Origin of the sequence: Hymenobacter rubripertinctus, from assembly GCF_003583925.1 — a bacterium.
Lineage (GTDB): Bacteria > Bacteroidota > Bacteroidia > Cytophagales > Hymenobacteraceae > Hymenobacter > Hymenobacter rubripertinctus.
In genome coordinates this window covers 29601-53392 of sequence record NZ_QYCN01000004.1, presented here as the reverse complement: position 1 = coordinate 53392, position 23792 = coordinate 29601, and the positions used below count along the sequence as shown (strand labels likewise).

The following is a 23792-nucleotide window of genomic DNA, read 5'->3' as shown; positions in this document are numbered from 1 at the left end:
TGCCAGTAGTTTTATAAGTCTGCTATGCGCTACCACCAGTATTACGTTTATCTGGTAACCAACCCCAAACGCACTACCCTATACATTGGCGTAACCAACGACTTGGTGCGCCGCTTAGAAGAACACGTTGCCAATGAGGGCAAACCGCATACGTTTGCCGGTCGGTACTTTTGCAGTCAGTTGATGTATTGGGAATTGTTTGGCAATATCAATCAGGCCATTGCCCGCGAGAAGGAGATAAAGGGCTGGCGGCGAGAGAAAAAGGATGCGTTGATTGCTACTCTCAATCCGGATTGGAGGGATTTAACCAGTGAAGTAACACCTTAACTCCTGTCATTCCGACGCAGGAGGAATCTGGGTGAAGCCGTTGAACGGTATCACTCGATACCGTTCAACGGCTTCACCCAGATTCCTCCTGCGTCGGAATGACAGGAATTACCGCCGCGCCGGCAACTGCGGGTTGGCCATTTGGCGGCTCAGAATAACGCGGCGGCCGGTCATGGTTTGGAGCATGGGGCGCAGGATGCGCTGGGCATTCTGTTCGGTTTGGGCCAGGATGCCGGAGTTGAGGGCGGCGCGGCGCACGTTGGCCTCGGCGTATTTGTAGCCCGCGTCCACCAGTTCAGCATCCTGAAAGAAGCCGTTTTCGATGCTGTACACTTTGCTTTTGCTGTGGTCGACCTGCCAGACGCATAGCTCGGGAGCCGGCAGGGCCACCCGCAGGATGGAGTCGCCTTCGAGCACCACGTCCTGGGGGCGCAGCTTGCGCAAGTCGAGGCAGCCGATGGCGTTGCCGGCCACGATGAGGGCCACTTTGGCGTCGGGCAGGAAGCGGTAGGTGCTTTTCTTGTACTCCACCACGTCGCGGAATTCGTAGCGCACCAGCTCCATCCGGCCCAGGGCTTCCACCTTCTCCAGCACCGTGTTGTGGGTCACGGTGATGCGCGGCGCGGGGTTGAGCGGGTTATCGAAATCGGTTAGTGCGGGGCGCACTTTGGTCCAGAGAAACCAGCCCAGGCCCAGCAGAAACAACAGGGGTAGCAGGCGGCGGATGAGGTAAGGCATAGATGGGAGAGCAAGCGCGACGGTAGAGGGTCTGGTAACGGATACGGGAAATTCCCGGTTTCCGCCGCCCCAAGTTCGCCCGCTGCGGGGCTGCCCGGAGCCGGAGCACATCGGCTACCTTTACGCCCAATGTTGCCGCTACCGTTTACTCCCGTTACTGCTCCTGCTGACGCCCCGCCCGGTCCGGCGGGGTTGCGCCGCTGGCACGGCTGGCTGCTGGCGGGCCTGTGGGTGCTGGTGCAGCTGCTGGTGCTGGCCCAGCACCACGGCCCCAAATACGTGAACGACAGCGGCCGGTACCTGGCCTACGGCACCCGCATTGCCCAGGAATGGTACTTCGAGCACGACCATAACCTGCGCTACGTGGGCTACCCGTTGTTCATTGCGTTCTGGCTGAAGCTGGGAGCCGGCTGGTGGGGCATCGTGCTGGGCCAGGTGGCCGTCAGCGGGCTGGCCGCCCGGGCTTTCTACCGCACCCTGCGCCGCCTCACGCCCCACCCCCTCGACTGGCGGCCCGCCGCGCTGGCCACCGCCGCGCTGGTTGGCTGGCGCGATGTGCAGCAATTCAACGCCTACCTGCTCACCGAATCCCTGTTTGCCAGCCTGACCATCCTGGCCTTCTGGGCCCTGGTGCGCGCCCGGCGCGGGCGACCAGGGCGCTGGGTGGTGTTCGGGTTGTTGGTGCTACTAACGGGCATCGTGCGGCCCAATGGGTTTGTGGTGGCCGGCGCGGCGGGGCTGGCTGGTTTGGCAGGGCTGTGGCAGCTGCCCGGGCGGGGGGCTTTCCGGCGGGCGCTGCTGGCCCTGGCGCTGCTGGCCCCGCTCGGGTGGTGGGTGCTCAACAAGCTGCTGCTCACCTTCACGCTCGTGGAAACCTATTTGCGGGGCGAAATCATCTACGGCTACACGCCCTGGGTTGTGGAACCGACCGAGCCCCTGCAACTGCCCCCCACCAACCTCGCTCCGGTGCTGCGGCTGGGATACTTTATGGCCGCCAACCCGAGCTACTTTCTCAAACTGGCCCTGCTGAAGGGCGGCTTGTTCTTCAGCTACATCAAGAGCTATTATTCCTGGTCGCACATTCTGCTGATTGTCGGCTTCATCTATCCCTGCTACTGGCTGGCTTTCCGGGGGCTGCGGGGTCGGGCCTGGCTGCCGGCGCGGGTGTTTCTGGCCGGGGTGGTGCTGTTGCAGGGCCTGATTGTGATGATGACCGTGGAAGACTGGGACGTGCGGTTCCTGCTGCCGGTGCTGCCCTGCGTGTTCGCCCTGGCCGGCCTGGCCGTGGCCGAATGGCTGGCAGCGCGGAGCAAGAGGGCGTCTTCTCCACCAATAGAATAGCTGTGGCCGACAGGTTGTGGGCCGGCGCGGGGCTGCATGGCCGTTGCGCCGCCGCAAGGTCAGCGGATGTGACAGAAAGGGGTGTGACAATTTAAATTGTCACACCCCTTTCTGTCACATCCGCTGACGGCGGTAAAAAACCACCCTCCTGCTTACAGGCCGCCGAAACCGTCCCAGGCTTGCAGGCCGCCGGTGTGAATAGCCACCACGGTGCTGCCCCGGGGGAAGTAGCCCTTATCCAGTAAATCGAGCACGCCAACCAGCATCTTGCTGGTGTAGATGGGGTCGAGCAACACGCCGTGGCGCTGCCGGAACTCCCGGATAAACTGCCGCAACTCCGGGCTAAGCCGGGCGTAGCCGCCGCCGTGGTACTCGGTGCGTAGCTGCCAGTTGCTGTACGTACGGTCGGTGCCGGCCTGGGTGAGCTGGTCGATGTCCTGGCGCAGGAAGTCGGCCCCTTTGAGAGCGGCAAAGCCCAACGCTTCCTGCTGCCCCTGGAGGCCGGTGAGCAGGCCGGCCAGGGTGCCGCCGGTACCGCAGGCCACGCAGAGGGTATCGAAATCAGTGAGAATTTGCAACTCCTGCACCAGTTCGGCGCAACCGGGCAGGGCCAGGGCGTTGGAGCCGCCCTCGGGCAGCACGTAGGCCGGCCCGGTTTCGCGGAGCAGCTCCACCAGAAATTCCGGCTCCTGTTTGCAGCGGTAGGTGGCCCGGTCCACGAACCGCAGCTCCATACCATCAGCGGCGGCGCGGGCCAGGGKGGGGTTGAGGGGGCGGTGAGCCAGCTCCTCGCCGCGCACTACGCCCACCGTGCGGCGGCCGGTGAGTCGGCCGGCCGCCGCCACGGCCGCCAGGTGGTTGGAGTAGGCCCCGCTAAACGTGAGCAGCGTATCGTGGCCCAGGCGGTCGGCCTCCAGCAAATTGTACCGGAGCTTGCGCCATTTGTTGCCCGGCAGCTCGGGGTGGGTCAGGTCGTCGCGGGCCAGTAGCAACCGCACGCCGTTGCGCTCTTCGAGCAGTGAAATGGTGAGGGTAGAAGCTGTCATTCCGACGAAGGAGGAATCCGGCCTAATTTATTGCTCAATGACTTACACCATTCTATTCCCACTCTGAAATAGGGTGTGAAATGACTGCTACCCGCTTTGGTGTAAGTCCTCTGCCTAATGCTATTCACAGTCTGCCCCAGATTCCTCCTTCGTCGGAATGACAGTCTCAGGCCAGCAGGGTATCGGAAATGGTGTGGGGCTCGGGGCGGTGGCGGTAGGCGTAGTAAAGGCCCGCCAGCAAAGCCACCACCAGCAGGACGGACGACACCAGCGAAACCGTGTTGCCGAGGGCATACTGGGCGGGCTCAAACTTGAACTCGATGGTGTGGCTGCCGGCCGGCACCTGCAAGGCCCGCAGCACGTAGTCGGCCCGCAGATGGGGTGCCTCTTTCCCGTCGATAAATGCCTGCCAGCCGTCGGCGTAATAGATTTCCGAGAACACCACCAGGCCTGCCTGAGCCGCCGTGGTGCGGTAGGTGAGGGCGTTGGGCGAGTACTTGGTGAGGGCGATGGTGGAGCCCTCAGTGCCGTACTCGGTCTGGGGCAGCGGGAACTTGGCCACGTCCACCACGGCCGTCGTGGCGGGGTCGAGGGTGCCGACAGCCTTGATTTCCTCGTCGGGGTTCTGCACGGGCTGCACCCGGGCCACGTACCAGGCGTTGCCCAGGGCACCGGGGTTGCGCACGGCCTGCTGGGGCTGCTTTTCCGAGGCCGGCGTGATGAGGTAGCGGGTATTGAGCATGTTGAGCACCGGGGCCGCATCGGGCCGGCTCTCGGAGTAGATGCGCTGGAGCTGGGGCGACATCTGCCGCTCAATCAGATCCTGGTAGCGGCGCAGCTTGGCGCCGTGGTAGCCGCCAATGCTCTTGTGGAAATAAGAGGTCTGGGCTTCGTTGAAGGGGTTTTGCAGGTTCAGCACCCGGTAGCTCAGGTCCTTGTCCTGCAAAATCTGCTGGTCGGCGGGGGAGGCTACGAACTGCTCGGCCACGGTTTCCTGCTGGAAGTTGCCATCGTTGAGGTAGCGCTTATCCACGCCCCACAAATCCACGAGCGTGAGCAGGCCCACCAGCGCGGCGGCCATGCCGGCCGAGAGCTTGCGCTGCAAGAAGAACCACAGCACCCCGGCCGCCAGGGCCACGAACAGCAACGACCGGAACACGTCGGAGCGGAGCATCGAGGCACGGTCGGCCCGCAGTGCATCCAGCGGGAAGCCCTGCTGTTGCAGCTGGGCATCAATGGGCGCGGCGAAATCGGCTACCAAACCCGCCAGGAAAGCCAGCGCGCACAATCCGGCCGTAGCCGCCAGAGCCCGGAGCAACTGCTTTTTGAGGTAAGCCGTGTCCACGGTATCGGCGGGCCGGCCGGTCAGGGCGGCCAGGCTCGGGTGGGTGCTGACGGCGGTGGCCGGCTCGCCAGGCTGGCCGGGGCGGCCGCGCAGCACGCGGGCCAGGGCCAGTACCGCCAGCACCGGCATAGCCAGCTGGGCAATGACGAGGGCCATGCTCACCGCCCGGAACTTGTTGTAGCCCGGGAAATAGTCGAACACCAGGTAGTTAAATGTGTCGAAGTTCTTGCCCCAGGCCAGCACGATGGAGAGCAGCGTGCCCGTCAGCAGCCAGATGCGGGTGCGGCGGTCGGCCACCAGCAGGCCCAGCACGAAGAGCAGGAACACCACCGCGCCCACGTACACCGGCCCGCTGGTAATGGGCTGGTCGCCCCAATACGTGGGCATCTGGGCCAGGTAATCGGAGAGCTGGGCGGGGGGCACGCCGGCGGCCGTGAGGGCCTTGGCCGTTTCCGAGTTGTCGCTCAGCTTCATCTGCGAAGCACCGCCGTAGAAGTTGGGTACGAGCAGGGTGGCCGTTTCGCCGATGCCGTAGCTGTAGCTGAAGGCGTACTCGCGGTTGAGGCCGGAGCCTTCCTCCACCGGGTCCTGGACCTGGCCGGGAGCCGCCGGGGCCGGCGTTTTCAGCTCCGACTTGCCCCGGATACTGTACTTGCTGTATTCGAGGGTAGTGTAAAGGCGGCCGAAGCTCACGCCCACCGCCAGCAACGCGGCCACGCCCAGCAGGGCCGTGCGGGTGAAAAAGTCGGGCAAACGCTTCTCGCGGACCGCAAACACCAGCTCCACCACCCCAAACACCAGCACCAGCAGCAGCAGGTAATAGGTTATCTGGAGGTGGTTGGAGCGCACGTTCATCGTCAGGCCCAGGGCAAACAGGGCGGCCCCCAGCCATTTGTTGCGCCGGAACGCCACCAGCAAACCCGCCAGCACCAGCGGCGCGTAGGCCAGGGCCAGGCTTTTGGTGTTGTGGCCGGCCGCCAGAATAATCAGGTTATAGCTCGTGAAGCCCAGGGCCACCGCCCCTACCACGCTCACCAGCGGCGAAAGGCCCAGGGCCACGCACAGGGCGTAGCCGCAGACCAGGGCCAGAAACAGATTGGCCACCACCGCCGGCAGCCCGATGGTGAACAGCTTGTGCAGGTACTGGCTCAGGTCGCCGGGGAAGCGGGTACTGATCAGGTAGGTGGGCATGCCCGAGAACATGGAGTTGGTCCAGAGCGCCTCCTCGCCGGTGGCTTCGCGCAGCTGGGCGGCCTCGTGGGCTCCGCCGTTGAACTGCACGATGTCGTGCTGGGCCAGGGTTTTGCCATCGAACAGGATGGGCGAGAAGTACACGGCGGCCAGCACCAGGAAAAACAACACGGCCAGCAGGTGCGGCAGCACCCGCCGCCACAGCGGCGCAGCGGCCTGACGGGGAGAAGTGGTCATTCGGCTTATTGAAAGTCGGATTGGGTTCCGGAGGCCGGAAAACCGCCGCCGGGGAGCCCCGAAGGTAAGATAATGTTGCCTGTTGCGTCGCCCGAATCAACTAAGCGCGGTGGGCGGCTCGCCCACGCCGCCCACCGGCCCCGGCAGTTGCGGCCGCGCCGGCCGGAAATTATAGAGGCCAATCGAGAGGAAAATCAGTCCGTAGGCCGTGAGCTGCATCCCGGTAGCGCGTTCCCCGAAGTACAGAAAGGCCAGCAAAAAGCTCAGCAGCGGGTTGATGTACATGAAGATGCCCACCGTGCCCGAGGGCAGGGCGTTGAGGGCGTACAGGTTCAGAAACAGCGGTACCACCGTAAAAGCCACGCTCAGCAGGGCCGCTACGGCCAGCAGGCGGGCATCGTGCAGCCCGGCCAGGGGCTGGGCGCCCAGGCGGCCGGCCAGCGGCACAATCAGCAGGGCCGCCAGGGTGAGTTGCACGGTCAGGAGCACCAGCCGGTCGTAGCCCTGGAGGCGGCGCTGGCTGATGAGGTAGGCGGCGTAGGTGAAGGCTACTACCAGGCTCAGCACCAGCGCCCGGCCGCCGCCGGAACCCAGCAGCGTGCAGCTCAGCGCGCTCAGCCCGATGGCCAGCCACTGGTTGGGCCGCAGCTTTTCGCCTAGCACCACGAAGCCCAGCAGGGCCGTGAGGATGGGGCAGATGAGGTAGGCGAACGAGCCCGCCTGCACGCTCACCTGGTTCACCACGTAGATGAACAGCAGCCAGTTGGCGGTCAGCAGCACCCCGCCCAGCAGCGTCCAGAGCACCACCTGCCGCCGTTCGGGGCGGGGGGCGGCGCGCCATTTAGCCCAGGCTGCCCGCACGGTAGCCCGCCGGGCTACCGCGTGCAGGAGCAGCAGCAGCAGCAGCAGCAGGGAAATCAGCACCCGGAACAGCAGAATCTGGCCGCTGGCGTACCCGGCCAGCCAGCGCAGCGGAATCGGGAAGAACCCCCAGATGACGAAGGCTGCCAGGGCCGCCAGATGATGACGCGAAAGTTTCATGGGCCGCAAAGGTAGCGCGGGGCGGGTTGGTGGTGGGTTGGTGGTGGGTTGGTTGGTTGGTTGCTTGGTTGGGAGAAGAACTGTCATCCTGAGCGAAGCGAAGGACCTTGTCACGTGAGCACGAGTCGTTGGTACGGCCATTCCAGCGTAATAAGGTCCTTCGCTTCGCTCAGGATGACAGTTCTTCTCCTAACAACCACCAACCACCAACCACCAACCCGCGCTACCTTTGCCCATGCTTCAGTTCCCCGACCTGCCCGCCCTCACCGGGGGCTCCCTGCTGCAACTCCCGGCCGCCGCCCCGCCCATCCAGCGCCTGCTGCTGGACAGCCGCCGCATCGAAACGCCGGCCGACAGCCTGTTTTTTGCGTTGCGCGGCCCTCAGCACGACGGTCACCGCTATCTGCCCGAGCTGTACCGGGCCGGGGTGCGGCAGTTTGTGGTGGAAGCCGGGGCGGAGCTGCCCGGCGGCCTCGCGGCTTACCCGGCGGCGGGGTTCGTGGTGGTGCCCGAGGCGCTGGCGGCCCTGCAAACGCTGGCGGCCCACCACCGGCAGCGGTTCAAGCTGCCCGTGTTCGGCATCACGGGCTCGAATGGCAAAACCATCGTGAAGGAGTGGCTGGCCCAACTGTTGAGCCCCGATGAGCTGATTTGCAAGAGCCCACGCTCCTATAATTCCCAGGTGGGCGTGCCCCTGAGCGTGTGGGAGCTCACCGCTCAGCACACGCTCGGCATTTTTGAGGCTGGCATTTCGGAGCCCGGCGAAATGGCCCGTCTGGCCCGCGTCATTCAGCCCACGCTGGGCCTGTTTACCAACCTGGGCACCGCCCACGACGCCGGGTTTGCCTCCCCCGAAGAAAAGGTGGCGGAGAAAATGCGGCTCTTCGAGGAAGTGGACACCCTGTTCTACTGCGCCGACCACGCCCTGATTCACGCCGCCGCCTGCCGTCAGCTCCGCCCCGCGCGGACCCGCCTGGCAGCCTGGACCCGCGAAACCCGCCGCTACGCCGCCGGCGAGGCCCACTGGCTCGTGCGGGGCGAAGAAGCCTCCGCCGACCGCACCGTGGTGCGCGTGGAGCAGGCCCATCCGCAACCCGAGGAATACACCTTCACCCTGCCGTTTGCCGATGCGCCCTCGGTGGAAAACGCCCTCCACGGTCTCGTGGTGCTACTCTGGCGGCAGGTGGAGCCCGCCGAAATCCAGCGCCGCCTCGACCGGCTCCAGCCCGTGGCCATGCGCCTGGAAATGAAACAGGCCCTACACGACTGCTACGTCCTCGACGACACCTACAACAACGACCTGGCCGGTCTGCGCCTCGCCCTCGATGCCCTGGCCCGTCAGACCCGCCGCCTGCGCCGCACCCTCATCCTCTCCGACGTGCTCGAATCGGGCCTGGGCGGGGCCGAGCTCTACGCCCGGGTGGCGGCCCTGCTGCCCGCCGCCGGCGTGGTCCGCCTGATCGGCATCGGCCCCGAAATCAGCGGCCACCAGGACGTATTCGCGGGGCTGGAAACGGCGTTCTATCCCGATACGGAAGCTTTCCTGGCAGCTTTCCGGCCCGAGCAGTTCCGCCAGGAGCTGCTGCTGGTGAAGGGAGCCCGCCGCTACGGCTTCGAGCGGATTGTGGCGGCATTTCAGCAGAAAATTCACGGCACGGTGCTGGAAGTGAACCTGGATGCGCTGGTGCACAACCTCAACTTTTACCGCCGCCGCCTGCTGCCCGGCGTGAAGCTGATGGTGATGGTGAAGGCCTTCGCCTACGGCAGCGGCTCGGCCGAAGTAGCCAACCTGCTCCAGTTTCACCGCGTCGATTACCTGGCCGTGGCCTACGCCGACGAGGGCGTGGACCTGCGCCAGCACGGCATCAGCCTGCCCATTATGGTGATGAACCCGGCCCCCGACTCCTTCGAGGTGCTGCGCCAGTACCACCTGGAGCCGGAAATCTACTCCTTCGAGCGCCTCCACGACTACCTGGCCGCCGCCCGCCGCGCCGCCATGCCGCCCGTTCACCTCAAGCTCGATACCGGCATGCGCCGCCTGGGCTTCGGGGAGGAAGACGTGCCCGAGTTGGGGGCGTTGCTGCACGCCAACGCCGCCCACCTGCGCGTGGCCAGCGCCCTTACCCACCTGGCCAGCGCCGACGAAGCCGGCCACGACGCCTTTTCGCGGGGCCAGCTGGCCGCCTTCGCCCGCATGACGCCCCTGCTGGAATGGGCCCTGGGCTACCCCATCCTCAAGCACGCCCTCAATACGGCCGGCATTGTGCGCTTCCCACAGGCTCAGCCTGACATGGTGCGCCTCGGCATCGGCCTCTACGGGGTAGACGCCAGCGGGCAGGAGCCCGATGCCCTGCGGCCCGTGAGCACCCTGCGCACCACCATTTCCCAGGTGAAAACCCTGCCCGCCGGCCACACCGTGGGCTACGGCCGCCGGGGCGAAGCCACCGCCCACGACCGGCGCATCGCCACGCTGGCCATCGGGTACGCCGACGGCTACGACCGGCGCTTCGGCAACGGGGTGGGGGAGGTGCTCATCCGGGGGCAGCGCGCCCCGGTGGTGGGCAGCGTGTGCATGGATATGTGCATGGTTGACGTCACGCACATTGCCGGTGCCCAGGCGGGCGACGGAGCTGTTGTATTCGGAGCCGGGCTGACCCTCACGGACCTGGCCGCCCGCATCGGTACTATTTCCTACGAGTTGCTGACCAATGTGAGTGAGCGGGTGAAGCGGGTATTCGTGGCCGAGTAGCCGACTGCCAGGAGCTTCGCAAAACATCTGGTCGCTGCCACCGTAAGCGAAACCTCACCCAACTCTCCCTTCCTTATGAAAAAGATATTCCTTCCTGCCCTGGCGGCTGTTGCACTGCTGGCCTCGTGCTCCGACCTCAAAAATCCTTCTGAAAAGAATGAAGCCGGGGAAGCCACTGCCGACACGGCCGTGGTATTCGACAACGGCCGCTCGGCCGAGGGCCTGGTTAACTCGGCCGCCAACGCCACCGAGGACGCCTTCGACGTAACCAAAGACAATTTTGCCGATACCAAGCTGGAAGAAATCGACCTGCCCGAAATTACGGTGCGGGAAGGTGAGCGGCTGAATATCTACGGCATTGATGAGGAAGTCTTGTTCGATACCGATAAAGCCGTTATCAAGCCCTCGGCTACCCGGGCGCTGTCGGAAATCAGTGCCTCCATTGCCCGGCGCTACCGCGGCAAGCAGGTGCGCGTGCTGGGCTTCGCCGACGCGCGTGGCTCGAAGGACTATAATATGGACCTGGCCCGTGAGCGGGCAACCGCTGTGAAAGACTGGATGATTAGCAACGGCATGATGCAGGCTGATATGATCAGCATTGAGTCGATGGGTGAGAAGAACCCCGTGGCCACCAACGCCACGCCCGCCGGCCGCCAGCAAAACCGCCGCGTCGAAATCGCCGTGCTCAAATAAATCACAGATGGTGCAGATGCTGCAGATGAAAAGGGTGCAGACGTAAGGCTTAACTAAATTTCATACAGCTACTTCATAGCGCATCAGCCCATAAAAAAGCAGCCTGTTCGGAAACAGAAACAGGCTGCTTTTTTATGGGCTGATGTATTGCTTCACTTAAAAAAACGAATCTGCTTAGAAACGAATCCTTTTCATCTGTAGCATCTGCACCATCTGTGATTTATTTGATCTGGTCGACCTCGGCCCGGATCATGGCGTTGTAGCGCATGCCGTTGTTGGCGAGCGTGATCAGGCTCCAGCCCCGGCCCATGGTGTAGTTCCAGGTCCGGGCTTCCTTGAATTCGAAGGTCGGACGCAGGATCTGGCCGTAGGGCGTGTAGTTGTCCATGAAGTTGGTGGTGTAGAAGTTGTCGCCGCTCACAATCCACTCCATGGCCACGAAGAAGCCTTCTTTGGGCGCTTCGATGTTGTATTCCGTCAGGTCGATGGTGTACCACTCGCCGCCCTTCGGGGCCGATACCACGATGTTCTCGGTCAGCAGGTCGGTGTTGGGTGAGTTGTAGTTGCCGTCGGCCTTGTAGAGGCGGACGCGGAACGGCTCCCGGGGGAAACCGTTTTCGCCGATGTAGAACGACACGGAGCGCACATTGCCCAGGTTCTTGCCCTTATCGTTTTTCACGAAGAAGGCGTACTGACTGCCGGGCATGCCCTGAATCATGCCTTCACCGGGGGTATTCGACTTGGAGCCCAACGCCAGATCCTTCACCTTGCCCCCCTGAACTTTTACCTCCCCCAGAGCAATGGCGCGCTTGGGCACCTCAATAATCATGTCCTGCACCTTGAGCCCGGGCTTGACCAGTACTGCCTTGCGGAAGTAGCCCAGGGCCATGATGATGAGCGAATCCTCGGGGTTCTTCTGGGGCATAGCCATCTGGAAGAACCCATACTCGTTGGTAAGGGCACCGGTCTGTTCGCCCTTGAGGCCGATAGAAGCGAACGGAATAGGTTCCTTCGTCTTATCATCGACGATGCGGCCGGTCATTTTGGCGTCCTGAGCAACGCTCAGCAGTGGCAAAGCCAGGGCCAGAAAAAGGAAGGAAAGTACGCGTTGGACCATAGGTAGTCAGACTAGTGTTATCAGTCAAAATTACGAGGAAAAGGAGCATCAAACGCAAGGTTGCTCAGAATATTTATAGTAGTGCAATTCGTCTTCGGAATAATTATAGCTCAGCTACTTAGAACCCAGCCAGAGGAGCCGGGTAAGAACAGGCCGGTTTTGGCCGAAACATAAAAGGGTGGTACCTTTGTTTGTAGTGAATCTAAATAGCCCTCCCGCCTGTGTCTGACCGTCTCTCTCTAGCCTCTTCGCCAGCCGACCGCCGCAGCGTAAAAGACCTCCATCTGGGCGAGTCGGGCACGATTTGTTGCCTCGAAGACCCCGAGATGGCGCTGAAGCTGCTGGAGATGGGCTGCATCCCCGGCACCCAGGTCCGCCTTAACAGCCGCGCCCCGCTGGGCTGCCCCATCACGCTGGTGGTGGGCGATATGGCCGACTACACCCTTTCGCTGCGGGTAAGCGAGGCGGCCACGATTCTTCTGAAGTAATTTCCGCGTCGATGAACGGTGAGCCAGCAATAACGGGCCGGGCCGGGGCAGCCAGATCGGCCAGCCGGCTGGAAGCGGCCGCCCTGCGCCACCCCGGCCCGCTTACGCGCATTGCGCTGGTGGGCAACCCCAACTCGGGCAAGTCGTCGCTGTTCAACCAGCTCACGGGCCTCAACCAGAAAGTGGGCAATTTTCCGGGCGTGACGGTGGACCGCAAATCGGGTATTAGTCAGCTCACGCCCCAGCTGCGGGCCGAAATCATCGACCTGCCCGGCACCTACTCGCTCTACCCCAAGAGCCTCGACGAGAAGGTGATTACCGACCTGTTCTACGACCAGACCAGCGCCCAATACCCCGATTTTGTGGTGGTAACGGTGGACGCCAGCAACCTGCGCCGCAACCTGCTGCTGTTCAGCCAGCTGGCCGACATGGGCCTGCCCACCATCTTGGCCCTCAACATGATGGACACGGCCGACCAGCACGGCGTGCACATTGATGTGGCCGCGCTGCAGCAGGAGCTGGGCGTGCCCGTGGTGCCCATGAACGCCCGCAAGGGCGTGGGCATCGCGGCCCTCAAAATCCTGATGGCCCAGACGCTCGGCGCGCCCACGGTGGGTTTTTACGAGCCCGAGGAAGAGCTGCTGCCCATGATCCGGCAGATCCGCTACTACTTCAACCTGCACAACGACTACCTGGCGCTGCACTACGCCCACCAGTACCGCCACATCAGCTTCCTGACGCCCGACGAGCGGGCCTACGTGCAGGAACTGACCGAGCAGTACGATTTCCGGCCCACCGCCCGCCAGGCCCAGGAAACCATTGCCCGCTACGGCCGCATCAACGAGGTGCTGCTGAACTGCGTGACCGTAACGCGCACCGAAAAAAACGAGCCCTACAGCAACCGCCTCGACAAGGTGCTCACCCACCGCATCTGGGGCTACGCTATTTTCTTTGGGGTGCTGTTCATGATGTTCCAGGCCGTTTTTGCCTGGGCCAGCTACCCCATGGAGCTCATCGACCAGGGCGTGGCCTGGATCAATAGTCTGATCCAGACCAATTTCGACGGCCCGCTGATTAATCTGCTCACCGAGGGCGTGCTGGCGGGTTTGGGCGGGGTGCTGATTTTCATTCCCCAGATTGCCTTGCTCTTTGCCTTTATTGCGGTGCTCGAGGAAACCGGCTACATGGCCCGCGTCACGTTCATGATGGACCGCATTATGCGGCGCTTCGGGCTCAATGGCAAGAGCATTGTGCCCCTGATTTCGGGCGTGGCCTGCGCCGTGCCGGCCATCATGAGCGCCCGCACCATCGAAAATCGCAAAGACCGGCTCATCACCATCTTCGTGACCCCGCTCATGTCGTGCTCGGCCCGGATTCCGGTGTATACCGTGCTCATTGGCTTGGTAGTGCCCGACGAGCCGGTGCTGGGTTTGTTCAACCTGCGCGGCTTTGCCCTGATGGGGCTGTATCTGCTGGGCTTTTTTGCGGCCATTCTCTCGGCCTGGGCCATGAAACTGCTGCTCAAGACCCGGGAGCGGAGCTACTTCATCATGGAGTTTCCGGTGTACCGCTGGCCGCGCTGGAAAAACGTGGGCCTGACTATTCTGGAGAAAGTGAAAGCCTTCGTTTTTCAGGCCGGTAAGGTGATTCTGGCCATCTCCATCATCCTGTGGGTGCTGGCCACCTACGGCCCGCCCGGCCGCCTGGAGCGCGTGGAAACCCAGGCCCGCACTGCCGCCGCCGCCCAGAACCTGAGCCCCGAACAAACCGAGGCCCGGGTGGCTTCCGAACGCCTCGAAAACTCCTACGCCGGCGTGTTCGGCCACGTGCTGGAGCCGGCCATCCGTCCGTTGGGCTTCGACTGGAAAATCGGCATCTCGCTGATAACTTCCTTCGCCGCCCGGGAGGTGTTCGTGGGCACGATGAGCACGATTTACAGTGTGGGCCAGGGCGCCGACGAGCTGACGGTGCAGCAGAAGCTGGCCGCCGAGAAGGACATTTATGGCCAGCCCTTCTTCACGCCGGCGCGGGCCTTCTCGCTGCTCGTGTTCTACGTATTCGCCATGCAGTGCATGAGCACGCTGGCCGCCACCTACCGCGAAACCAAGGGCTGGAAATGGCCCATCCTCCAGCTCGTTTACATGACCGGCCTGGCCTATTTCGCCTCGCTGGCCGTGTACCAGTTCATGAAATAGGGGCGGGGCTTGCTCCCGCCCGCCGTTGAACGGACGACGTGTAAATCGTTGAGTGGCGGGCGGGGACAAGCCCCGCCCCTACTGCCCGATCAGGAAGACGGCGGGCTGCTTGTGGATGTCGGGGCGGGGGCGCTTTTTCCAGCCGGCCACGGTGTCGGTGACGATGAACTCGTTTTCGGCCGTGAGGCTGGCCGCCACGCACAGGCGGGTGCCGGGGTGCAGGCCGGCGAGCAAATCTTCCAGCAACGGCAGGTTGCGGTAGGGCGTTTCGATGAACAGCTGGGTCTGGTGCAGTTGCAACGCCTGCTGCTCCAGCTTCTTGAGGGCCGCCAGCCGGGGGCCGCGCTCAATGGGCAAATAGCCGTGAAACGCGAAGCTCTGCCCGTTCATGCCCGAGGCCATCAGGGCCAGCAGCAGCGACGACGGCCCCACCAGCGGCACCACCCGGATGCCCAGCTGGTGGGCGCGACGGGCTAATTCGGCTCCCGGATCGGCAATGCCGGGGCAGCCGGCCTCCGAAATCACGCCCGCATCCTGGCCACTCAGCACGGGTTGCAGGGCCGCCTGCACCTGGGCCTCGGTGCTGTCCTTGTCAATCACGCTGATTTTCAGCTGCTCGATGACGTGCTCCGGGGCCACCCGCTTGATGAAGCGCCGGGCCGTACGGGCGTTTTCGACCAGAAAGTACGAGAGGACCGCCACCCGCGCCGCCACCTGGGGCGGCAGCGTCTGCGCCTCCGTATCGTCGGCCAGAATGGTAGGAATCAGGTAAAGCGTGCCGGACATGGGGTACGAATGAGGGAATGAGTGACTCGGTGCATGAGGGAGTGGGCGGGGAAACTAGTGTGGCCCTGTCCTGCTGAGCGAAGCGAAGGACCTTGAACCACTTGGCTGACCGGTGTTGCAAGGTCCTTTGCTTCGTTCAGAATGACAGAATTTACCGCCCCTTACTGCCCCACGAAGGCCTGCACCAGCCCGAAAACCTCGTCGGGCTTTTCGGAGTGTACCCAGTGGCCGGCATCGAGGATGGTGGCTACCTGCGAGTTGGGGAACAGGGCCGGGATGCCGTGCAGCTTGTCTTCCGCATCGATGTAGTCGGACAGGCCGCCGTTGATGAACAGGGCGGGCTTGAGGAAGGGTTGGGTGCCTATGATTTCGACGCCGATGGCCGGCATTTCGGCCGTGAGCACCGGCAGGTTGATGCGCCAGGCAAACGAGTTATCGTCTTGGCGGTACAGGTTTTTGAGCAGGAACTGCCGCACCCCGAAGCTGGAAATATGGCGGGCCAGCGCCTCGTCGGCGGCCTGCCGGCCGTCGCAGCGCGTGAAATCCACGGCGTTCAGGCCATCCAGAATCGCATCCTGATGGCGCATATCGGAGGCCCGGGGTGCAATATCAACCACGATGAGCTTGCCCAGGCGCCCAGGGTAGTCGAGGGCGAAGCGCATGGCGGCTTTGCCGCCCATGCTGTGGCCGAGTAGCGTGGTATCAGGCCCCAGACCAAGCTGGTTGAACAGGCCCAGTACGTCTTCGGCCATGGCCGCGTAGGTGTGCTCGGGCGAGTGGGGCGAGCGGCCGTGGTTGCGCAGATCGGCCGAAATAACGCGGTGGCCGGCCTCGGCCCAGCGCCGGGCCAGCGTCTGCCAGTTATCAAGGGTACCAAACAGGCCGTGCAGAATAACCAGCGGAGCACCCTGCCCCAGTTCGCGGAAGTGTAATTGCAGCATAGTAGGGCAAAAGTAACGAAAGGCCGCCGGAGCCGCTGGCTTCCGTATTGCCTCACTACTCACTACTCACTACTCACTGTAGCGGCGGGCAGGCACACGCGCACGGTGGTACCGTGCGCAGGCGTGCTCTCGATGCTGATAGTACCGGATTGGCGGCTGACAAAGGCCCGGCACAGGAGCAGGCCCAGGCCGGTGCCAGAGCGAGGCCCCCGCAACGGCGGTGCTTCCGAAGAAAGCAGGGCCGCAATCTGGGCGGGTGCCATACCCTGGCCGTTGTCTTCTACGCTGAGGGCAATCATATTGCCCGCCGTCGGCTCCGCCAGCAGCCGGATGGTGCCCCCAACGGGCGTGAACTTGAGCGCGTTGCCCAGCAAGTTGCGCAGTACCGTCAAGGTCATGTGTTCATCGGCCCAGGCAGTCAGGGTAGGGGGGCAAATGAGGTCGAGCGTAATCTGCTTGGCCTCGGCGGCGTTGGCGTGGAGGTGAACGATTTCGTCGCAGAGGTCTGCTAGCCGCAGGTTCTGGGGGATAAAGGCCAGCTCCCCGGTCTGGCTCACGGCCCAGTTCAGCAGGTTGTCGAGCAGGTGGTTGAGTTGCTGCGCCGCCTGCCGGACCAGCTCCGGCAGGCGGCGCAGTCCGGCTTCGTCGCCTTGTTTAAGGTAAAACCCAATCAACTCCGTCACGCTGGCAAACGAGGTGACGGGTCCTCGTAAATCGTGGGCTACGATGGCATAGAGCCGGTCTTTAGAAGCGGCCAGCTGCCGCAGCTTCTGGGTGGCCTCGCCCAGGGCCTCGTGGTTGCTGGCCAGCGCCTGCCGGCTGCGGCGCAGCTTGGTGTAGAGGAACGCCATGCCGCCCAGGCCCAGCAGCAGCGCCGCAATACCGCCCAGCAGGGTCCGATTGTGTTCCTGCATCACACCCTCCCGGTCGGTAAGCCGGCGAATCTGCTGCTCCTTGTCGGCCGTTTCGTAGCGGGTTTGCAGGGCCATGAGGGTTTGCAGGCGGGCGCGGTTGTTGAGGCTGTCGTTCAGCTCCCGGAACATGCTTTGCCAGGAGTACGCCTGCTCAAACTGCTGGCGGCTGGCGCTGATTTCGGCCAGCAGATTGTACGCATCCAGCACCCGCTCCTTGTAGCCAATGCGGCGCGACAGCCACAGGGCCCGCCGGGTCAGTTCTTCTGCCTCATCCAGCTCATTGCGCAGCAGCAGGGTGGTGGCCAGCAACTCGAGGTGGCCCGCCTCAAAGCGCTGATTTTGCAGCGGCTTTACCAGGCTCACGGCTTTACGCAGCAACCCTTCCGCCGTACTGAGCTGGTTCATGCGCATATAGAAAGAGCCCAGGTCGGCCAGGTACAGCGATTCGCCGACCACATCCCCGTTGCGGCGGGCCAGCTGCAAGGCGCGCCGGGTGAAGAGCAGGCCCTGGCTTTGGTTGCCTATGTAGAAATACAGATTGCCCAGGTTGCCGAACAGCAGGAGCTGGGTGCGGGTTTGCACTCCGGGCTGATACGCCAAGGCCAGGGCCTGGCGGTAGTGGCGCAGGGCGGCCACCGTATCGTTGCGTTCGTGGTACACGCCGCCCATGCCCGCGTAGCTGCGCACCAGGCCATCATTGGAGCGCAGCTGTCGGGCCAGGAGCAGGGCTTCCTGTTGCAGGCGCAGCGCGTAAGGGCTATCGGCCAGGTTGGCGTAACAGCTGGCCAGCGTCAGCAGGGCCTGGAGCAGACCGGTGCGGTCCTGTAGCTGGCGGGCCAGATCCACGCTTTGCTCCCCGTAGGGCAGCGCCTGGGCCGGGGCATTATCGTGCAGCTCGTAGCAGAGGGCATTCAGCCGCCGGACGCGGCCAGTGTCGCGGGGCTGGGTCTGGAGCTGCCGAAGCAGTTCCGGCACCGAAACGGCCCCGGCCGCCTCAATGCCCAGCAAACTGCCCAGCAACACCAGAAAGAAAACGAAGCCCCGCATCGGCAATAAGTGGATATGAGGCCTGCCAAATGTCGCGCCGTAACGGGACACAGTCGGACGAAAGTGTAACCAGTAAATATAGGATTTGCCAACTGGTATTAATCGGGTTGTTCGGGCGGTTAAACGAGTGAAATAGTTGGTTGATCTGGATGCTTCATTGATGGATGAGGCTCATGCCCAGCAGAACCATTCACGGCGCTGCTCCAGGGGCGTATTGCGCAGAAATTCCGCCACCGGTTCCAGATCAGTCAGCAACGAAGTCAGCAGCAGGACTTCGCCACTGCGCAGATGCAGGCGCAGATAACTGTAGGAGCTCCAGAATAAGCGGTCTGAGGCGCAGGTTACGCGCTCAACCCGGGCCAGGTCGCGCTTGCCGAACGGAAAGTGGTGGCCCTGCTCATACACTTCCAGCCGGTTCTGTTTCGGGTCGAAAACCAATGTGGTGTGCAGGTTGCGGGCGTAGTAGCGCAGATGCAGGAAAAAAGCGGGGGCCGAAAACCCCAGTATCACGGCCGCCAGCGCCGTGAGCAGCAGCTGCTCGTGCACCGCCAGCGTGCCGGCGTAGAAGAACGCGCCCAGAAACGGCAGGCCCACGCCCAGGCACAGCAGCGGCCAGAACAGCAGCCGCAGTTGCCGCCCGAAGGCCAGCCGGTACACGTAGGTTTTGCGGCTAAACAGGCCGGTAAGCAGCCGTAGGCCCAGCACGACGGCGGCCACCAGGGCGGCGGCCTCCAGCAAGGGGCGCAGAAAGGAGAGAAGCTTCATGGGCACAAAAGAAGGCGGCGGGCCTGGCTGTGCTGCCGGGTCCGCCGCCTGTCACGGGGTCGGTTAAGAAAATGCGTTAGCGAACCAGAATCCAGGGCTCGTCGGCCGCGTGCGCCCGCAGCGTGCCGAAGGGCTCCAGGGCCAGGCCGTGCTGCTCGAACACGGCCCGCACGGCCGCACGGCCGGCGGGGTCTACGCACACGAGCAAACCGCCGGAGGTCTGCGGGTCGCAGAGCCAGGCGCGCTGCTCGTCGGTTACCGGCCCTATTTTGTGGCCGTAGGAGTCCCAGTTGCGCACCGTGCCGCCGGGAATCGACTTCTGGGCGTAGTAAGGCGCGGCTTCCGGAATAAGCGGCACTCTGCCGAATTCGATTTCGGCGGTCAGGTTGCTGCCCTCACACACTTCTGAGAGGTGACCCAGCAGCCCGAAACCCGTTACGTCGGTCATGGCCCGCACGGCGGCCAAGGGACCGAGTTCCGTCCCGATTTTATTCAGCATCATCATGCTCCGGGGGGCCAGCTGCTCGTCTTCGGGGCGCAGAATACCCTTTTTCTGGGCCGTCGTCAGCATACCCACGCCCAGGGGTTTGGTCAGGTACAGCTCGCAGCCGGCGGTGGCGGTGTCGTTCTGCTTGAGGTTCTTGATGTCGAGCAGCCCCGTAACGGCCAGCCCGAAAATGGGCTCCGGCGAGTCGATGCTGTGGCCGCCGGCCAGCGGAATGCCCGCCTCGGCGCAGATGCTGCGGCTGCCCTCAATCACGCGGCGGGCCACTTCGGGCGAGAGTTTATCAATGGGCCAGCCCAGCACGGCAATGGCCATCACGGGCCGCCCGCCCATGGCGTACACGTCGGAAATGGCGTTGGCTGAGGCAATACGCCCGAAATCGTAGGCGTCGTCCACGATGGGCATGAAAAAGTCGGTGGTGCTGATGATGGCCTGTCCGCCGCCAATGTCGTACACGGCCGCATCGTCGCGGGAGGCGTTGCCCACCAGCAGCTTGTCGTGAGTGGGCTGGGGCAGGCTGGTGTGCAGAATCTGGTCGAGCACCTTGGGCGCGATTTTGCAGCCGCAGCCCGCGCCGTGGCTGTATTGGGTGAGGCGGATTTGGTCGGTTTCGTTCATCTTGTTCGGAGTGAGGGTTCCCGCAGAGGAGCGCGGAGGTAGGCGCGGAGGTTCGCGGAGCGGTTCAACGTACGGCGGCGGAAAATGCTTTGCGCGCCGCCCGCAGCACCAGCTCGGCATTCACGGCCGGGTCGCAGGTGTCGGAAGGAACGGATACGAACGGCCGGTCTTCGAGGCCGTGGGAATAGGTTTTATCGTAGTAATCGAGCACGAGGCTCACCATTTTTTCCATGTCGGCGTTGCCGATGGCGGTTAGCGCTTCGGTGGTAGCCAAGCCGCCCAGGCGCTTGCGGATGCGCAGAATGGAAGCGGCCAGCGCGGCCGGGTCTTCGCGGCCGTACTCGTCGGCCAGCTTGCGCACCCGCACCTGGCGCGGAATCTCCAGCACCACCAACGGGGCCGTCCGCATCTGCTCGAACAGTCCGCCCGGCACCGAGATGCGCCCGATGCTCCGGCTTTCGTCCTCGATCCAAACGGGCGTTTCGGTGGGCGAAGCGGCCATCAGCAGGGCCAGCTCGTTCTCGAACTGCTCTTGAGTAGGCTGCTCGGGCTGGCCGATGCTGCCGAAAGCCGAACCCTTGTGGGCGGCCAGTCCTTCCAGATCCAGCATGGGCTGCTGTTGGGCGGCCAGCGCGTGCAGTACGTCGGTTTTGCCCGAGCCGGTAAGGCCGCCCAGCACCCACAGCGGGCGGGGCTGGTCGAATTCGGCCAGCGCCCAGCGGCGGTAGTCCTTGTAGCCGTGGTCGAGCAGCTGCACCTCGAAGCCCGCCAGCTCCAGCAGCCACAATACCGCCCCGGAGCGCATGCCGCCCCGCCAGCAGTGCACCCGCACGCGCTTATGCGGGGCCAGCTTGCGGGCCGCTTTCACCATGGTGCTCATGCGCGGGCCGAAAAAATCGAGGCCCAGCAGCACGGCTTTGTCCGGGCTTTGCTGCTTGTAGGTGGTGCCGATGCGCGCCCGCTCCTCATCCGTAAACAGCGGAAAGCTGACCGCCCCCGGCAAGTGCCCCTGCGCGTATTCCACCGGCGCGCGCACATCCAGAATCGGTACGTCGGCGGGGTGTTGCAGGAAATCAGGCAGGGAAAGACGGGGCATTTTGAGGAATTAAAGATTAGAAGCTCATCCTGAAAAATGATTTTTCAGGATGATTGGTGAAGAGTAAAATAAGCTGGTAGAACGTCCATTTTTCACTTTTCACTTTTAAGTCCTGAAAGGCAGCGCCGGTACAGCTGCACGGTGTTTTCCAGGCCCAGGTACAGCGCGTCGCAGACCAGGGCGTGGCCGATGCTGACTTCCTGCAAGCCGGGTAAGTTGTGGTGCATATAGGCCAGGTTATCGAGGTCGAGGTCGTGGCCGGCGTTCAGGCCCAGGCCCAGCTGCCGGGCCACTGCGGCCGCCTCGCGGTAGGGGCGCAGGGCCGCTTCGGGGCCGGCGTGGTAGTGGCGGGCGTAGTCTTCGGTGTAGAGCTCGATGCGGTCGGTGCCGGTAGTGGCGGCGGCCTGTACCAGCTCGGGCACGGGGTCGAGGAAAATGCTCACGCGGCAGCCGAGGCTTTTCAGGTCGGCCACAATGCTGCGCAGGTAGTCCTGGTGCTGCACGGTGTTCCAGCCGGCGTTGGAGGTAATGGCGTCGGGCGCGTCGGGCACCAGCGTCACCTGCTCGGGCCGCACTTCGCGCACGAGGTCCAGGAAATCGGGCGTCGGGTTGCCCTCCACGTTGAGCTCCGTGCTCACCACCGCTTTCAGGTCGCGCACGTCCTGGTAGCGGATGTGGCGCTCATCGGGGCGGGGGTGCACCGTAATGCCCTGGGCTCCGAACCGCTCAATGTCGCGGGCCGCTTGCAGCAAATTGGGGCGGTTGTGGCCGCGGGCGTTCCGCAGGGTGGCTATTTTATTTATGTTTACGCTAAGCTTCGTCATACCTGGGGGCGGGCTGAAGGGAAAGGACGTGTCGTAAAGATACGCAGCCCGAACAGCCCGGGGCCGTTTAAGTTGAAGCCGATGACTGCCGCACCGCTCGTTCGTTACCGCCCGCTGCTCGGGTTTGCCCTGCTGCTAGTGGCCTTTGTCGGGGCTGAATTCCTCGTGATTCAGCGGTCCGATTTTACCTTCCGGCCCGCCCTGCCCGCCGCCGTCAGCTTCGATCTGCTGGTGCTACTGCCGGGGCTGTTCTACTGGCTGGTGGTGCGGCCCTGCCGCCTGCCCGTGAGCACGGTGGCGGCAGCCTTCACGGCGGCCGTGGCCCTGGCGTTCTGGCTGCTGCCGCCGCCCCAGCAAACCTACGTGCACTGGGCCAAACACAGCCTGGTGGCCGTGGAGGCCCTCATGCTCACGCTGGCTTTGCTGAATCTGCGCCGCCTGCGCCGGGCCTACCGGGTGGCGGCCGAGGAAACCCCCGATGTGGTAGCCAACCTGCAAACTGCCTTTCAGTCTGTTTTCGGCCGGCCCCTCACGCCGTTGGTGAGCGAAATCAGCCTGTTCTACTACGCCCTGCTCAGCTGGCGTGCCCGGCCCGAAATCCGCCCCGCCGACCAGGTCTTTACCGCCTACCGCGACTCGGCCTTCACGGCCTACCTGGGCACGGTGGGGTTGCTGTCGGTGGTGGAAATGGGCGTGGCGCATGTGCTGCTGGTGCGCTGGAGCCCCATCGCGGCGCTGGTGGGGGCGGGCCTGCACGCCTACGGGCTGCTGCTGCTGCTGGCCCACCTGCGGGCCGTGCGGCTGCGGCCGGTGCGCCTCACCGAGGCCGGGGAGCTGGTGGTGCGGGTGGGTTTTTTGTGGGAACTGCGCCTGCCTGCCGCCGCCGTGGCCGCCAGCGTCCTCATTCCCGACGTGCCGCCCGCCGCGCCGGGCCTCGTGAATGCGGCCCGGCTGCTGCTCACTCCGCCCAACCTGCTGCTCACGCTGCACGAGCCGCACATGGCCCGCGGCCCCTACGGGTTCCCCCAGCAGGTACGGCGGCTGGCCCTCTACCTTGATAACCCGCAGGTCTTCCAGGCGTCGCTGGCGCAGTACGCCCCGGTAGCCAGCGGCCCGGCATCCGGGAATAAGGCGTAATTTTGCCCCTGCGGCATAAATTTCAGCCGTTCGATTTTGCCCATGAGCTGTTAGCTTTCGTTCCTTCAGCTAACAGCTAACAGCTAACAGCTAACAGCTAACAGCTAACAGCTAACAGCTAACAGCTAACAGCTAACAGCCCAATAACTCCTTTCCCCCCTGCCCTATGTCTCTCAAAGAAACCATCGACGCCGATATCAAGAAAGCCATGCTGGCCAAGGACAAGCTGCGCCTGACCACCCTGCGCAGCATTAAGTCCCAGATTTTGCTGGCCGAAACGGCCGAAGGTCAGCACGGCGCAGCCCTGGCTCCGGATGCCGAAATGAAGCTGCTGACCAAGCAGGCCAAGCAGCGCCGGGAGGCCGCCGAAACCTACAACAAACAGTTTCGCTCCGACCTCGAAGAAGTGGAGCTCAACGAGCTGGCCATTATTGAGGAGTATTTGCCTCAGCAACTCACGGAAGCCGATCTGGTGGAAAAACTGGTCCACATCATCCAGCGCGTGGGCGCTACCGGCCCGTCGGACCTGGGCAAGGTGATGGGCGTTGCGGCCCGCGAACTGGCCGGCCTGGCCGACGGCCGCCTGATTTCCCAGACCGTTAATAACCTGCTCAACAATACCAATATCTAAGTTTTCCACTTCCCCGGGCT

20 protein-coding genes are annotated in these 23792 nt (G+C 63.7%); 8 read left to right on the top strand and 12 right to left on the bottom strand.

All coding sequences use genetic code 11. The annotated features are described in order from the left end of the window. Positions 1–24: 24 nt before the first annotated feature. Complete coding sequence (locus D0T11_RS03540; RefSeq protein ID WP_119654409.1) at positions 25–327, top strand: GIY-YIG nuclease family protein; 303 nt, start codon at positions 25–27, stop codon at positions 325–327. A 108-nt stretch (positions 328–435) separates the two neighbouring features. Here the strand turns inward: D0T11_RS03540 and D0T11_RS03535 are convergent, their stop codons facing one another. Beyond that, complete coding sequence (locus tag D0T11_RS03535) at positions 436–1065, bottom strand: DUF4230 domain-containing protein (RefSeq protein ID WP_119654408.1); 630 nt, start codon at positions 1063–1065, stop codon at positions 436–438. 129 nt (positions 1066–1194) lie between these two features. Here D0T11_RS03535 and D0T11_RS03530 point away from each other — a divergent pair, with 129 nt between their 5' ends. Beyond that, the gene (locus tag D0T11_RS03530) at positions 1195–2406 is read left to right on the top strand and encodes a hypothetical protein (RefSeq protein WP_147374503.1); all 1212 of its coding nucleotides are present in this window, start codon (positions 1195–1197) and stop codon (positions 2404–2406) included. A 152-nt stretch (positions 2407–2558) separates the two neighbouring features. Here D0T11_RS03530 and D0T11_RS03525 read toward each other — a convergent pair whose 3' ends face one another. The 3 genes from D0T11_RS03525 to D0T11_RS03515 all read right to left on the bottom strand — a co-directional run bounded on the left by D0T11_RS03525 (position 2559) and on the right by D0T11_RS03515 (position 7266). Next, complete coding sequence (locus D0T11_RS03525; protein ID WP_119654406.1) at positions 2559–3452, bottom strand: 1-aminocyclopropane-1-carboxylate deaminase/D-cysteine desulfhydrase; 894 nt, start codon at positions 3450–3452, stop codon at positions 2559–2561. A 166-nt stretch (positions 3453–3618) separates the two neighbouring features. Further along, positions 3619–6225, bottom strand: coding sequence for a YfhO family protein (locus D0T11_RS03520; protein WP_119654405.1), 2607 nt, complete (start codon positions 6223–6225; stop codon positions 3619–3621). 96 nt (positions 6226–6321) lie between these two features. Further along, entirely contained in the window at positions 6322–7266 is a 945-nt protein-coding gene (locus D0T11_RS03515) for an EamA family transporter (protein WP_182888221.1), read from the bottom strand. A gap of 235 nt (positions 7267–7501) precedes the next feature. Between D0T11_RS03515 and D0T11_RS03510 the strand changes: the two genes are divergently transcribed. Together D0T11_RS03510 and D0T11_RS03505 are read left to right on the top strand one after the other, a co-directional pair. Next, positions 7502–10015, top strand: a complete 2514-nt coding sequence (locus tag D0T11_RS03510) for a bifunctional UDP-N-acetylmuramoyl-tripeptide:D-alanyl-D-alanine ligase/alanine racemase (protein ID WP_119654403.1) — start codon at positions 7502–7504, stop codon at positions 10013–10015. A gap of 75 nt (positions 10016–10090) precedes the next feature. Next, positions 10091–10708: an OmpA family protein gene (locus D0T11_RS03505; protein WP_119654402.1), complete on the top strand. Its 618-nt coding sequence runs from the start codon at positions 10091–10093 to the stop codon at positions 10706–10708. 220 nt (positions 10709–10928) lie between these two features. Here D0T11_RS03505 and D0T11_RS03500 read toward each other — a convergent pair whose 3' ends face one another. Further along, entirely contained in the window at positions 10929–11825 is an 897-nt protein-coding gene (locus tag D0T11_RS03500; protein WP_119654401.1) for a carboxypeptidase-like regulatory domain-containing protein, read from the bottom strand. 221 nt (positions 11826–12046) lie between these two features. Here D0T11_RS03500 and D0T11_RS03495 point away from each other — a divergent pair, with 221 nt between their 5' ends. Next, entirely contained in the window at positions 12047–12313 is a 267-nt protein-coding gene (locus D0T11_RS03495) for a FeoA family protein (RefSeq protein WP_119654400.1), read from the top strand. Positions 12314–12324: 11 nt separating this feature from the next. Continuing rightward, entirely contained in the window at positions 12325–14508 is a 2184-nt protein-coding gene (feoB, locus tag D0T11_RS03490; protein ID WP_119654399.1) for a ferrous iron transport protein B, read from the top strand. Positions 14509–14586: 78 nt separating this feature from the next. Here the strand turns inward: feoB and D0T11_RS03485 are convergent, their stop codons facing one another. From D0T11_RS03485 to D0T11_RS03455, 7 genes are all read right to left on the bottom strand, one after another. After that, positions 14587–15294 carry an SAM-dependent methyltransferase gene (locus D0T11_RS03485; RefSeq protein ID WP_119654398.1) on the bottom strand — a complete coding sequence of 236 codons (708 nt, stop codon included), beginning with the start codon at positions 15292–15294 and terminating at the stop codon, positions 14587–14589. A 161-nt stretch (positions 15295–15455) separates the two neighbouring features. Beyond that, positions 15456–16235, bottom strand: a complete 780-nt coding sequence (locus D0T11_RS03480) for an alpha/beta fold hydrolase (RefSeq protein WP_119654397.1) — start codon at positions 16233–16235, stop codon at positions 15456–15458. Positions 16236–16297: 62 nt separating this feature from the next. After that, positions 16298–18196: an ATP-binding protein gene (locus D0T11_RS03475; RefSeq protein ID WP_119654396.1), complete on the bottom strand. Its 1899-nt coding sequence runs from the start codon at positions 18194–18196 to the stop codon at positions 16298–16300. 171 nt (positions 18197–18367) lie between these two features. Beyond that, on the bottom strand, positions 18368–18961 hold the full coding sequence (locus D0T11_RS03470) for a hypothetical protein (RefSeq protein ID WP_119654395.1): 594 nt from the start codon (positions 18959–18961) through the stop codon (positions 18368–18370). Between the two features lie 76 nt (positions 18962–19037). After that, positions 19038–20084 carry a selenide, water dikinase SelD gene (gene selD / locus D0T11_RS03465; RefSeq protein WP_119654394.1) on the bottom strand — a complete coding sequence of 349 codons (1047 nt, stop codon included), beginning with the start codon at positions 20082–20084 and terminating at the stop codon, positions 19038–19040. 64 nt (positions 20085–20148) lie between these two features. Further along, positions 20149–21180 carry a tRNA 2-selenouridine(34) synthase MnmH gene (mnmH, locus tag D0T11_RS03460; RefSeq protein ID WP_119654393.1) on the bottom strand — a complete coding sequence of 344 codons (1032 nt, stop codon included), beginning with the start codon at positions 21178–21180 and terminating at the stop codon, positions 20149–20151. A gap of 92 nt (positions 21181–21272) precedes the next feature. Further along, positions 21273–22004 carry a pyridoxine 5'-phosphate synthase gene (locus tag D0T11_RS03455; protein ID WP_119654392.1) on the bottom strand — a complete coding sequence of 244 codons (732 nt, stop codon included), beginning with the start codon at positions 22002–22004 and terminating at the stop codon, positions 21273–21275. An 81-nt stretch (positions 22005–22085) separates the two neighbouring features. On the opposite strand from D0T11_RS03455, the gene D0T11_RS03450 reads away from it, so the two are divergent. Together D0T11_RS03450 and D0T11_RS03445 are read left to right on the top strand one after the other, a co-directional pair. Continuing rightward, a complete protein-coding gene (locus D0T11_RS03450; RefSeq protein ID WP_119654391.1) occupies positions 22086–23141 on the top strand; it encodes a hypothetical protein in 1056 nt (351 codons plus the stop codon). Positions 23142–23307: 166 nt separating this feature from the next. Continuing rightward, the gene (locus D0T11_RS03445; protein ID WP_119654390.1) at positions 23308–23772 is read left to right on the top strand and encodes a GatB/YqeY domain-containing protein; all 465 of its coding nucleotides are present in this window, start codon (positions 23308–23310) and stop codon (positions 23770–23772) included. The last annotated feature ends 20 nt before the right edge of the window (positions 23773–23792 follow it).